Source organism: Actinomadura meyerae, from assembly GCF_900188445.1.
In the GTDB taxonomy this organism is placed as follows: domain Bacteria; phylum Actinomycetota; class Actinomycetes; order Streptosporangiales; family Streptosporangiaceae; genus Spirillospora; species Spirillospora meyerae.
This window is the reverse complement of record NZ_FZOR01000001.1, coordinates 516,979-529,483: the sequence shown is the minus strand read 5'-3', so window position 1 is coordinate 529,483 and position 12,505 is coordinate 516,979. Positions and strand designations below refer to the sequence as shown.

Genomic DNA, 12,505 nt, shown 5'->3' with positions numbered 1-12,505 from the left:
CGGCATGACCGTTCCAGCGTGCCCGATCGGGCGGCGGGAATCGCCGCGACACACGCGCCCGGCCCACTTCGGGGCCTCACTTCGTCTTCAGCACCTCGGGAGAGCTGATGTCGACGGTGCGGATCGCCCGGCCGGACGCGGTGCGCCGCACGGCGTCCAGCAGCCTGACCTTCTCCTCCGCCCGCTCGGCGGCCCCCCACACGACCGTCTGCCCGTCCGCCATGTGCAGCGTGACGGCCTCCGGCCCGGTGGCCTCCACCTCCGCGACCGCGCGGCCCAGCCGCTCCGGCAGGCCGGTCAGCACGGCGAGCGCCGCCCGCGTCGCCCGGTCGGACGCCGCCGGCGTCGCCACCGTCAGCGCGGGCAGCCCGGACGGGCGCGCCTCCCGGTCGGCCACGGTGACGCCGTGCCGGTCGAGCAGGTGGTAGCGCCCGTCGCGGCTGAAGACCGCCACCGGCGCCCGCTCCCGCACCACGATCCGCACCGTGCCCGGCCAGTGCCTCTCGATCCGGGCGGACTCGACCTCGCGGAGCCGCTCCACGCGCTCGGCGATCGCGCCGGTGCGCAGCCGCGCCATCGGCGTGCCGAGGTCGATCGCGGCGGCGGCGACGATCCGGTCGCGGGGCGCCAGCCCGGCGCCCGCGACCTCCACGTGCCGCACCACCAGCAGCCGGGAACCGAGCAGTACCCAGGTCACCAGGCCGAGCGCGCCGACCACCAGCAGCGTGACGAAGATCGCCTTCCAGCGGTTCGGCCGGGCGCGGCCCTCCCCGTCCGCGTCCGCGCCGCCGGCCTCCCGCCCCGCGGCGGCGTGGCCGGTCCGTACCTCGGTCATGACCCAAGCTTGGCAGTTCTCCCCCCGCCCGCCGCCGACCGCGCGGCCGGCGGCGTGTCACCCGCCGAGGCGGTCCAGGACGAGCGGCCCGAGCTGCGTCACGTCCCCCGCGCCGAGCGTGATGACGACGTCGCCGGGCCGGGCCAGCGACGCGGCGATGCCGGGCACCTCGTCGCGGGCGGGCGCGTACACGGTCTCGGTGCCGGCCGGGACGGCGTCCGCGACGAGCGCACCGGTCACCCCGGGCTCGGGGTCCTCGCGGGCGCCGTACACGTCCAGCACCACCGCGACGTCGGCGAGGCCGAGCGCCGCGCCGAACTCGGCGGCGAAGAAGCGGGTGCGGCTGTACAGGTGGGGCTGGAACACCGCGACGATGCGGCCGCCCTCGCCCTTTTCCCCCAGGTAGTCGCGGGTGGCCTCCAGGTCGGCGGTCAGCTCGGTCGGGTGGTGGGCGTAGCTGTCGAACACCTCGACGCCGCCCGCCTCGCCCTTGCGCTCCAGCCGCCGCATCGCGCCGCCGAACGCGGTGAGGCCCGCCCGCACCGCCGCCTCGTCCAGGCCGAGGGCCCGCGCGACCGCGACGACGGCGGTGGCGTTGAGCGCGTTGTGCCGGCCCGGCACGCCCAGCACGACCTCGCCCGAGCCCTCGATCTCGAACCGGGAGCCGAGGCCGCGCGGGGTGAAACCGGTCACCCGCAGGTCGGCGCCCGCGGCCTCGCCGTAGGTGCGGACGGTCAGCCCGCGCGCCCGCGCGAGATCGGCGAGCTCCCTCGCGACCGGGTCGTCGGCGCCCGCGACGAGCGTCCCGCCGGGCTCGACCCGGTCGACGAACCGGGCGAAGTTCTCCTTCACCTTCTCGAAGCCGCCGTAGTTGTCGAGGTGGTCGGCCTCGACGTTGGTGACGACCGCGATGTGCGGCGTGTACATCAGGAACGAGCCGTCGCTCTCGTCGGCCTCGGCGACGAACACGTCGCCGGTGCCCTCGTCGGCGCCGAGGCCGGTGGTGACGAGCTGCCCGCCGATGCAGTAGGACGGGTCGGCGCCCGCGTGCTGGAGCGCGACCGTCAGCATCGAGGTCGTGGTGGTCTTGCCGTGCGTCCCGGCGACCGCGACGGCGCGCCGCCCGGCCATGAGGGACGCGAGCGCCGCGGACCGGTGCAGGACGCGCAGCCCCCGCGCGCGGGCGGCGACCAGCTCGGGGTTGGACTCCCGGATCGCCGTGGAGACCACCACCGTGTCGGCGTCGCCCACGTGCGCGGCGTCGTGCCCGACGAAGACCTTCGCGCCGAGGTCGCCGAGCTGGCCGAGCAGCTCGGAGTCGCGGGCGTCGCTGCCCGACACCGCCATCCCCCGCCGCAGCATGATGCGGGCGATGCCGGACATCCCGGCGCCCCCGATGGCGATGAAGTGGACCCGGCCGAGCTCGCCGGCCGGCACCACCGCGCTCGGGTCGATCAGGCTCATCGCGCGGCGCCCGCCGCGCGGACCACGTCGTACACCATGCGGGCCAGCGCGACGTCGGCGTCCCGGCGGCCCATCCGGCCGGCGGCCTCGGACATGTGCGCGACCCGGGCCGGGTCGGCCAGCACCGGCAGCAGGTTCGCGGCGATCCAGTCGGGCGACAGCTCGGCGTTGTCGACCAGCATGCCGCCGCCCGCCGCGACGATCGGCTCGGCGTTCAGCCGCTGCTCGCCGTTGCCGATCGGCAGCGGGACGTACACCGCGGGCAGCGCGACGGCGGCCAGCTCGGCGCAGGTCATCGCGCCCGCCCGGCACATCGCCATGTCGGCGGCGGCGTAGGCGAGGTCCATCCGGTCGCAGTAGGGGATCGTGACGTACTGCGGGCCGCCGGACGCGGGCTCGGGCTCCTCGGTGTTCTTCGGCCCGACGATGTGCAGCACCTGGATGCCGGCCTGCCGGAAGTACGGCGCGGCGGCCACCGCGGCCTGGTTGAGCGAGCGGGCGCCCTGCGAGCCGCCGAAGATGAGCAGCGTGGGCAGGTCGGGCATCAGCCCGAAGTAGGAGCGGGCCTTGTCGCCCATCGCGAGCCGGTCGAGGGTGGCGATCTCGCGGCGCAGCGGGATGCCGACGAACGTCGGGTTCGGCAGCGGCGAGTCGGCGTGCGAGACGGCGACGTGCTCGGTGAAGCGGGCGCCGAGCTTGTTGGCGAGGCCGGGCTTGGGGTTGGCCTCGTGCACGATGATCGGCACCTTGCGCTTGCGGGCGGCGAGGTAGCCGGGCGTGGCGACGTAGCCGCCGAAGCCGACCAGGATGTCGGCCTGGGCCTGGTCCAGGACGGCCGCCGCCGCGTTGATCGCGCCGCGCAGCCGGCCGGGCACCGACAGCAGCTGCGGGGTCAGCGTGCGCGGCAGCGGCACCGGCGGGATCAGCGCGAGCTCGTACCCCCGCTGCGGGACGAGGCGGGTCTCCAGCCCCCGCTCGGTCCCGAGGCAGACGATCCCGGTGTTCGGGTCGTTGCGGCGCAGCGCGTCGGCGAGGGCCAAAGCGGGCTCGATGTGTCCGGCGGTGCCCCCGCCGGCCAGGACAACCCTCATGCTCGTTGACAACTCCTCAGCGTGTTCGAAAGGGGGGATTTCAACGCCGTGCCAGACCCAGCCAGCTTAGAGCCCTCACGACGGGTCCGGGGCCACGTGCGGAGAGTGCCTGCCGCGCGCCCGGCTCGCGTTTGGCGAAGGCGAGCAGCATCCCGAGCGCGAACAGGCTCGGGATGAGCGCCGAACCGCCGTAGGACACCAGCGGGAGCGGGATCCCCGTGATGGGTAGGACGGCGATGACGGCGCCGATGTTCACGATGGCCTGGATGACGAGCCAGGCGGTCACGCCGGCGGCGGCGAGCCGGGTGAAGGGGTCCTTCACCCGCCGCGCGATGCGGAGCCCGGCGTAGGCGAGCGTCCCGAACAGGCCGACGACCACGAGGGTGCCGATGAGGCCGAACTCCTCCCCCACGATCGCGAAGATGAAGTCGGTCTCGGCGTGCGGGAGGTAGTCCCACTTGGCGCGGCCCTCGCCGAGGCCGGTGCCGAACAGCCCGCCGGACGCGAGCGCGTACAGCCCCTGGGTGCCCTGGTAGTTGATGGTCAGCTTGTTGCCCGACGAGTCGAGGAACCCGGTGAGGCGCTGCATCCGGTACGGCTCGACGATGATGAGGATCGACACCAGCAGGCACACCAGCCCGGCGATGCCGACGAACAGCCGTCCGGGCGCGCCGACGACCCACAGCAGCGAGAGGAAGATGGTGAGCAGCACCAGCGTGGTGCCGAGGTCGCTGCCCAGCATGACGAGCAGGACGAGGATGCCGGCGCCCGGCATCAGCGGCACCAGCAGCGGCCGCCACTCGGTGAGCTGGCCGAGCCGCTCCTTGCGGGCCAGCAGGTCGGCGCCCCACAGCACGAGGCCGAGCTTGGCGAGCTCGGACGGCTGGATCTGCACCGGGCCGAGGTCGACCCAGCGGGTGGCGCCGCCCGCGCTGCGGCCGAGCCCCGGCACGAGCACCAGCGCCAGCGCGACGACCGACAGCAGGACCAGCGGGTAGGCGAGCGCGCGGAACGTCCGCACCGGCAGCCGGGACGCCAGCCACATGGCGGGCAGCCCGATCGCCATCCACATCGCCTGCTTCTGGAACAGCGTGTACGCCGATCCGGTCGCCTGGAGCTGCTTCACGCTGGAGGCCGACAGCACCATCGTCAGCCCGAGCGCCAGCAGCATGATCGAGCAGCCCAGCACCAGGTAGTAGGAGGTGAGGGGCCGGTCGAGCAGCCCGACGGCGGCGGCCACGCGCTCGCGCGGCCCCGGACGCCCGCCGCCCTCCTCCTCGGCAGCGGCGGTCACGGCTACCCGGCCGCCCCGGCGCCGGACGCGGCGGCGAGCCGTTCGACGGCCGCGATGAACGCGTCGCCGCGGGCCGGGTAGTTGGCGAACATGTCGAAGGACGCCCCGACGGGCGCGAGGAGCACGGTGTCCCCGGGGCGGGCGAGGGCGGAGGCTTCGTTGACGACGCGTTCCATGGCCCCAGTGTCGGTGTCGGAGACGTCCACGACGGGGACATCCGGGGCGTGTCGCGCGAGTGCCTCCGCGATCCGGTGCCGGTCGCGGCCCATCAGCACCACGCCGCGCAGCCGCGCGGCGCACGAGCGCACGAGGTCGTCGACGTCCAGGCCCTTGAGCAGGCCCCCGGCGATCCACACGACGGGGTCGTAGGCGGCGAGGGACGCGGCGGCGGCGTGCGGCTGGGTGGCCTTGGAGTCGTTGACGTAGGCGACGCCGGCGACGTCGGCGACGTGCTGGATGCGGTGCGGGTCGGGGACGAACGCCCGCAGGCCCGCGCGGACCGCCTCCGGCGGCACCCCGAACGAGCGCGCCAGCGCGGCCGCGGCCAGCGCGTTCGCGACGTTGTGCGGCGCGTACGGGCGGACGTCGGCGAGCGCGGCCAGCTCGGCGGCGTGGTGCGCGGGGTCGTCGGTGAAGGCCCGGTCGACGAGGAGGTCCTCGACGACGCCGAGCTCGCCCGGGCGCGGCACCCGCAGGGTGAACCCGACCCGGCTCCGCACGCCCTCGGCGCGCTCGGCGAGGGCGGCGGACGTGTCGTCGTCGGCGTTGTAGACCGCGACGGCGCCCGGCGTGTAGATCTTGCCCTTGGCGCCGACGTAGGCGTCCATGGAGCCGTGCCAGTCGAGGTGGTCGGGGGCGACGTTCAGCACGGCGGCCGCCTGCGGCGCGAGCGAGCTGGACCAGTGCAGCTGGTAGCTGGACAGCTCCACCGCGAGGACGTCGTACGGCTCGGCGTGCTCCCCCTGGGGAGGCGCCCCCCCGGCTGCCCCGGAACCGCCCACGGCCTCGACGATCGGCGTGCCGACGTTGCCGACGGCGAGCGCCTTGTGCCCGGCCGCGGTGAGCATGCAGGCCAGCATGCGGACGACGGTGGTCTTGCCGTCCGTGCCGGTGATGGCCAGCCACGGCGCGGCGTCCGGGCCGCGCAGCCGCCACGCCAGCTCCACCTCGCCGATGACCTCGATGCCCGCCGCGGCGGCCGCGGCGAGCAGCGGCACGTCCGGCCGCCAGCCGGGCGAGGTCACGACCAGCCCGGTGCCCTCGGGAAGGCTCTCACCGTCGCCGAGCCGCACGGCGACCCCGCGGGCCGCCAGCTCGGCGGCGTGCCCGCGCTGCTCGTCGCCGTCGCGGGCGTCCACGACCGTGACGCGGGCGCCGCGGGCGGCGAGGACGCGGGCGGCGGCGCGGCCGGACACGCCGAGCCCCGCCACGCACACCGGCAGGCCGTCCCAGGGCTGGTTCACTTCTTCGGCATCCATTCCAGGTAGAACAGGCCGAGCCCGGCCGCGGTGAACAGCGCGGACATCAGCCAGAAGCGCACGACGATCGTGGTCTCGGCCCAGCCGGACAGCTCGAAGTGGTGCTGCAGCGGGGCCATCTTGAACACCCGTTTCCCGGTCATCTTGAACCCGCCGACCTGGATGATCACCGACAGCGTGATCATCACGATGAGGCCGCAGAGGATCGCGAGCAGGAACTGGGTGCGGGTGAGGATCGCGAGGCCGACCAGCACGCCGCCGAGCGCCAGCGAGCCGGTGTCGCCCATGAAGATCTTCGCGGGCGGGGCGTTCCACCACAGGAAGCCGAACACGCCGCCGAGCACGGCCGCGGCGACCACCGCGAGGTCGAGGGGGTCGCGGACGCTGTAGCAGTTGGGGGCGAGGGCGGCGGCGCAGCTGTTGCGCAGCTGCCAGTTCCCGATGATCACGTAGGCGGCCAGCACCATGCCGGCCGGGCCCGCGGCGAGGCCGTCCAGCCCGTCGGTGAGGTTCACGCCGTTGGACATGGCCGCGATGAGCAGCAGCGCCCACAGCACGAACAGGTACGGGCCGATCGAGGGGCCGAAGTCGCGCAGGAAGGACAGGTGGGGGTCGGCGGGGGTGACGTCGTAGCCGTTGGGGAAGTTCAGCGACCCGACGGCGAACACGACGCCGACGAGGATGATCCCGACCATCTTGGCGCCGCTGCGCAGGCCGAGGCTGCGCTGCTTGAACACCTTGATGTAGTCGTCGACGAACCCGACGAGGCCGAGGCCCGTCATGAGGAACAGCACCAGCACGCCGGAGATCGTCGGCTCCTCGCCGGTGACCAGGTGCGCCGCGGCGTAGCCGACGAGCGCGCCGACGATGAAGACCGCGCCGCCCATCGTGGGGGTGCCGCGCTTCTTGAGGTGCGCCTCCGGGCCCTCGTCGCGGATCATCTGGCCGTAGCCGAGCCGGTTGACGATCCGGATCCACACCGGCGTGCCGACCACCACGAAGACCAGCGCGATCCCCGCGGCGATGATGATGTTGGTCATCGGGCGGCCCCCGCCAGCAGCGCCTCGGCCACCCGTTCCAGCCCGGCCACGCGCGAGCCCTTCACCAGCACGACGTCCCGCGGCGCGAGCCGCTCGCTGAGCGCGGCCACCGCCGCGCCGACGTCATCCACCTGTACGCACTCTCCCGTCCATGACGCCACCTGCCCGGCCCCTTCGGCCATCGCCGCCGCGTTCGCACCGACCACGACGAGCCCGGCGATCCCGCTGCGCGCGACATGCTGCCCGATCTTGGCATGTTCCGCCACGGAGGCGGCGCCCAGTTCGGCCATCTCCCCCAGCACCGCGAAGGCGCGCCGGCCCTTGGCCATGTGGACCAGCACCTCGAGCGCGGCCAGCGTCGAGTCGGGGTTGGCGTTGTAGGCGTCGTTCACCACGGTCACCCCGTCGGGCCGCTCGGTGACCTCCATCCGCCACCGGCTGGCCGGCACCGCCTCCGACAGCGCCTCGGCGACCGCGTCCGGCGCCAGCCCGGCGGCGCGCGCGGCGGCGGCCGCGGCGAGGGCGTTCGCGACGGCGTGCGACCCGTGCAGGCGCAGCGCGACCGGCGCCGACCCCTCCGGGGTGACGAGGGTGAACCGGGCCCGGCCCTGCTCGTCGAGCGTCTCGCCGGCCGCGCGGACGACCGCGTCCGGGCCGCGGCCGAACGTGACGACCTCGCCGCGGGTGCGCGCCGCCATCGCGGCGACCAGCGGGTCGTCGGCGTTGAGCACGGCCGTGCCGCCCGGCGGCACCGCCTCGACGATCTCGCCCTTGGCGCGGGCGATGTTCTCCCGGCCGCCGAACTCGCCCACGTGCGCGGTGCCGACGTTGAGCACCACGCCGACGTCCGGCCGGGCGATCCCGGTCAGGTAGGCGATGTGGCCGATGCCGCGCGCGCCCATCTCCAGGACGAGGTGGCGGGTGCCCTCGTCGGCGCGCAGCACGGTGAGCGGCAGCCCGATCTCGTTGTTGAACGAGCCCGGCGGGTGCACCGTCGGCCCGGCGCGGCCCACCACCTGCGCGATGAGGTCCTTGGTGGAGGTCTTGCCCGCCGAGCCGGTCACCGCGATGACGGTGAGGCCGGGGAGCCGCTCCAGCACGCCCCTGGCCAGCCGCCCGAGCGCCTCCTGGACGTCCGCCGCGACCACGCACGGCCCCTCGACCGGGCGCTGCGCCAGCACCGCCGCGGCCCCGGCGGCGAGCGCCCCGGCCGCGAAGTCGTGCCCGTCCGCGCGCTCGCCCTTGAACGCCGCGAACAGCGCCCCGGGCTCCACCGCGCGGGAGTCGATGACCACGGGGCCGGTCACCACCGCGTCCGGCGGCCCGTGGAGGGTGCCTCCCGTGATCTCCGCGATCGTCGCCAGCGGAAGTGGGATCACGCCTGCGTCCCGTCCCCTCTAGTCCCTTGTCCGCGCCTTCGTAGGGCGGCGCGGACGACCTCGCGGTCGTCGAACGGATGGGTCTCGCCCGCCACGCTCTGCCCCTGCTCGTGGCCCTTGCCCGCGACGACGACGACGTCGCCGCGGCGGGCCCGGCCGACGGCCAGCCCGATCGCGGCGGCGCGGTCGGGCTCGACGACGATGTGCGCGCGCTCGGGCTGCGGCACCTTGAGCCCGCCCTCGACCATAGCGGCGAGGATGGCCAGTGGATCTTCCGACCGCGGGTTGTCGTTGGTGAAATACGCCATGTCGGCCAGCCGGGCGGCGGCCTCACCCATGAGCGGCCGCTTGCCGCGGTCGCGGTCGCCGCCGCAGCCGAGCACGACGGTGAGCTCGCCCTCGGTGACGGGCCGCAGCGCGGTCAGCACGGCCTCGACCGCGCCCGGCTTGTGCGAGTAGTCGACGAGGGTGACGAACTCCTGGCCCTCGTCGACCCGCTCCAGCCGGCCGGGGACCCCGGGCAGCGAGCCGACGCCGTGGACGGCCGCCTGCAGCGTGATGCCGGCCTCGACCAGGGCCACGATCGCGGCGAGCGCGTTGGCGACGTTGAACGGCCCGGCGAGGCGGACCTCGGCGTCCGCCTCGATGCCGCCCGGCCCGACCACGCGGAACACGCTGCCGTCGGCGCCGACGCGCACGTCCTCGGCGCGCCAGTCGGCGGCCGGGTCCCCGGACGGGGAGAACGTCGTGGTCGGCACCGTGGCGATCTCCAGCAGCTCCCGGCCGTAGTGGTCGTCGAGGTTGACCACGCCGACGCGGGAGTACTCGGGCGTGAACAGCCGCGACTTCGCCAGGAAGTAGTCCTGCATGGTCGGGTGGTAGTCCAGGTGGTCCTGGGAGAGGTTCGTGAAGACCGCGACCTCGTAGCGGGCGCCGCCGACGCGGCCCTGCACGAGCGCGTGGCTGGACACCTCCATCGCGGCGGCGCCGACGCCGCGCTCGCGCATCATCGCCAGCAGCGCGTGCAGGTCGGTCGACTCCGGCGTCGTCAGCGCGCTCGGCACCGCCTCGCCGCCCACCCGGATCTCGACGCCGCCGACCAGGCCCGTCTCGATCCCGGCGGCGCGCAGGCCCGCGTCCACCAGGAACACGGTGGTGGTCTTGCCGCTGGTGCCGGTGACGCCGATGAGGGTGATGTCGCGCCCGGGGTCGCCGTAGACCCAGGACGCGGCCTCGCCGAGCCGCGCGCGGACGTCGGGGACCACCAGGACCGGCAGCCCCGCCGAGGCGGCCCGGTCGTACCCGTCCGGGTCGGTGAGGACCGCCGCCGCGCCCGCGTCGGCGGCCTGGCCCGCGAACTGGGCGCCGTGCGCGCGGGCGCCGGGCAGCGCCGCGTAGAGGTCGCCGGGGCGCACCGCCCGCGAGTCGTGCGTGATGCCCGTGACCGATGTGGCGTCCCGCCCGTCCCAGTCGATCCCGAGGAGTTCGGCGAGCCCGCTCAGCGGGCGGGCCGGATTGGTGGTCGGACGCATGGCTGTTCTTTCGGTGCTCGCGGAACGGGACTGGTGGGACGCGGGTGGTGGACTCACAGGCGAGGAGGGTACTCGCTGCGCTCAGTCTCGGGCGTGGATCTGGATGATCGGCGGTCGGCTCCCCGTCGGCGGGATCTTCTCGGACTGCAGCGCGAAGCTCATCACGTCCTTGAAGACCGGAGCGGCCGCATCGCCACCATAGTGGCTGCCGCGCTTCGGGTTCCGCAGGACGACCTGCACGACGAGCCGCGGGTCGTCCGCCGGGGCGAACCCCGCGAACGACGCGGTGTAGCCGCCCCCCTTGTAGCAGCCGCAGCGCGGGTTGACGTTCTCGGCGGTGCCGGTCTTGCCGGCGACGCGGTAGCCCGGGATCTGGGCCTTCGGGGCGGTCCCCTCGCCGGTGGTGACGCCCTCCAGCATGTCGCTGATCTCCCGCGCCGTCTTGGCGCTGATGACCTGCCGGCGGGCGGGCGGCGGCGCCGGCGTGAACGCGTCGTTCTCGCCGACCGTGCCCTCGATCAGGGTGGGCGCGACGCGGACGCCGCCGTTGGCGATGGTCGCGTACACGCTCGCCATCTGCACCGCGGTCACCGACGCGGTCTGCCCGAACGCGATCGAGTACCGGTCGGTGCCCGACCACTTGGACGGCGGCGGCAGCAGGCCGGAGGTCTCGCCGGGGAGCGGCAGGCCGGTCGGCTGCCCGAACCCGAAGTCGCGCAGCGTCCCGTAGAGCCGCTGGGCGCTGATGCTCTCGCTGGCCATGATGGTGCCGACGTTGCTGGACTTCGCCAGCACCCCCGCGAAGGTCAGCCGCTCGGGGGCGTGCGGGTGCGAGTCGTGGAACTCGACGTCGTACTTCCGGATCTTGTCGGGCACGGTGTACGGCGTGGTCTTGGTGACGCCGCCGTGCTCCATGACGGCGGCGGCCGTGACGACCTTGCCGGTGCTGCCGGGCTCGTAGGCGTCCTGGACGAGCGGGCTCCCCCACCGGGACCGGTCGGACTCGCCGTAGCGGTTCGGGTCGAAGCCGGGCGCCGAGGCCATGGCGAGCATCTTCCCGGTGCGCGGGTCCATGACGATGACGCTGCCGCTCTCGGCCCTGGACGCCTTGACCTGCTTCTCGATCGCCTCCTGCGCCTTGAACTGCAGGTCGCGCTGGAGGGTGAGGCGCAGGCCGCGGCCGGGCACCGACGGGCGCTTCTGGTCCTCGCCCATGGGGATGTGCTGGCCCTCCAGGCTGATCTCCACCCGCTGCCAGCCCGCGCGGCCGGCGAGCACGTCGTTCATCGAGCTCTCCAGGCCGGCGGCGCCCTTGCCCGTGTCGTTCACGAACCCTATGACGCTCGCGGCCAGCGAGTCGTTGGGGTATTCGCGCCGGTATTCCGGAAGGGTTCCGATGCCGGGGAGGTCCCAGGAGGTGATGAGCCGGGCCTGGTCGGGGCGGACCCCGTGCGCCAGGTACACGAACCGGGTGTCGGGCTTGCTGACCTGCTTCATCAGCGTCGCCGGGTTCAGGCCGAGCGTGGGGGCGAGCGCGTTCACCACCGCCTGCCGCCGGCCGGCCTCGATCAGCGACGGGTCGGCGTAGATGGCGCGCGCCTCCACCGTCATGGCGAGGGGGTGGCCCTGGGCGTCGGTGATGTCGCCGCGGACGGCGGGCAGCTCGATCTCCTGCATCCGCTGCCGCATCGCCTCCGCGGTGTACTTGCCGGACTCGATCGTCTGGAGCTGGACCAGGCGCCCGGCGAACAGCGACAGCAGGAACGCCACGGCGAGCAGGCCGATGTTCAGCCGCTTCATCGGGTCGCGGCGGTTGAACGGCACGCGGGCGCGCGGCCCCCGGCCCGGCGGGCGCGGCCCGGAGCCGCCGGGGCGCGGCCCGCGCGGGCCTCCGCCTCCGGTGCGCGCGGCGCCCTTGCCGGGCACCGTGCCCGCGGGCGCCTTCTTGCGGGCCGGGCGGCCGGCGGGCGCCGCCTTCGGCGGCTCCGCGCGCGTGGCCGTCCTGCGCTCGGCGGCCTTGCGGCCGGAGGTCTTCCGGTCGCGCGCCCTGCCTCCGGAGGTCTTGCCGCCGGACGTCTTGCCGCCCGACGTCTTGCCGCCGGGCGCCTTGCGGTCGCCCGTCCTGCCCTCCCCGGACTTGCGCGGCGCCTCGCGGCGGGGGGCGGAGCCCGTGCCGCCGCGCGCGGGACGGCGGGGCGCGCTGCCCTTGCCGCCCGGCCGTCCCGCGCCGTCGGCCCGCCCGCCGGAGGCGCGCGGAGCACCGCCCGCCGGAGGCCCGGACGCGCGCGCCGCGCCCGGGCCGCTCTTGTCGTCCCGCCCGGCCGAGCCCCGGGAGGCCCTGCCGTCCGGCCCGCGCCGCCGGCCGGGCGGAGGGCCGGCGGTCCCGGGCCCC

The 12,505-nt window shown here is 75.0% G+C and carries 9 protein-coding genes; all 9 read right to left on the bottom strand.

The features are described 5' to 3' along the window. Window positions 1-76: 76 nt before the first annotated feature. The 9 genes from CHF16_RS02375 to CHF16_RS02335 all read right to left on the bottom strand — a co-directional run bounded on the left by CHF16_RS02375 (window position 77) and on the right by CHF16_RS02335 (window position 11,913). Complete coding sequence (locus tag CHF16_RS02375; RefSeq protein WP_089324187.1) at window positions 77-835, bottom strand: cell division protein FtsQ/DivIB; 759 nt, start codon at window positions 833-835, stop codon at window positions 77-79. A gap of 57 nt (window positions 836-892) precedes the next feature. Then, window positions 893-2,299: a UDP-N-acetylmuramate--L-alanine ligase gene (murC, locus tag CHF16_RS02370; protein WP_089324186.1), complete on the bottom strand. Its 1,407-nt coding sequence runs from the start codon at window positions 2,297-2,299 to the stop codon at window positions 893-895. Further along, window positions 2,296-3,390 carry an undecaprenyldiphospho-muramoylpentapeptide beta-N-acetylglucosaminyltransferase gene (murG, locus tag CHF16_RS02365; protein WP_089324185.1) on the bottom strand — a complete coding sequence of 365 codons (1,095 nt, stop codon included), beginning with the start codon at window positions 3,388-3,390 and terminating at the stop codon, window positions 2,296-2,298. Before murG ends, murC begins: the two co-directional genes overlap by 4 nt. Window positions 3,391-3,430: 40 nt before the next feature. After that, window positions 3,431-4,684 carry a putative lipid II flippase FtsW gene (gene ftsW / locus CHF16_RS02360; protein ID WP_089324184.1) on the bottom strand — a complete coding sequence of 418 codons (1,254 nt, stop codon included), beginning with the start codon at window positions 4,682-4,684 and terminating at the stop codon, window positions 3,431-3,433. A gap of 2 nt (window positions 4,685-4,686) precedes the next feature. Then, entirely contained in the window at window positions 4,687-6,162 is a 1,476-nt protein-coding gene (murD, locus tag CHF16_RS02355) for a UDP-N-acetylmuramoyl-L-alanine--D-glutamate ligase (protein ID WP_089324183.1), read from the bottom strand. Then, window positions 6,144-7,202: a phospho-N-acetylmuramoyl-pentapeptide-transferase gene (gene mraY, locus CHF16_RS02350; RefSeq protein ID WP_089324182.1), complete on the bottom strand. Its 1,059-nt coding sequence runs from the start codon at window positions 7,200-7,202 to the stop codon at window positions 6,144-6,146. Before mraY ends, murD begins: the two co-directional genes overlap by 19 nt. After that, complete coding sequence (locus CHF16_RS02345; RefSeq protein WP_089324181.1) at window positions 7,199-8,581, bottom strand: UDP-N-acetylmuramoyl-tripeptide--D-alanyl-D-alanine ligase; 1,383 nt, start codon at window positions 8,579-8,581, stop codon at window positions 7,199-7,201. The genes mraY and CHF16_RS02345 overlap by 4 nt, the downstream gene beginning before the upstream one ends. Next, entirely contained in the window at window positions 8,578-10,113 is a 1,536-nt protein-coding gene (locus CHF16_RS02340) for a UDP-N-acetylmuramoyl-L-alanyl-D-glutamate--2,6-diaminopimelate ligase (protein WP_089324180.1), read from the bottom strand. Before CHF16_RS02340 ends, CHF16_RS02345 begins: the two co-directional genes overlap by 4 nt. A gap of 81 nt (window positions 10,114-10,194) precedes the next feature. After that, the gene (locus tag CHF16_RS02335) at window positions 10,195-11,913 is read right to left on the bottom strand and encodes a peptidoglycan D,D-transpeptidase FtsI family protein (RefSeq protein WP_483860508.1); all 1,719 of its coding nucleotides are present in this window, start codon (window positions 11,911-11,913) and stop codon (window positions 10,195-10,197) included. Window positions 11,914-12,505 lie beyond the last annotated feature (592 nt).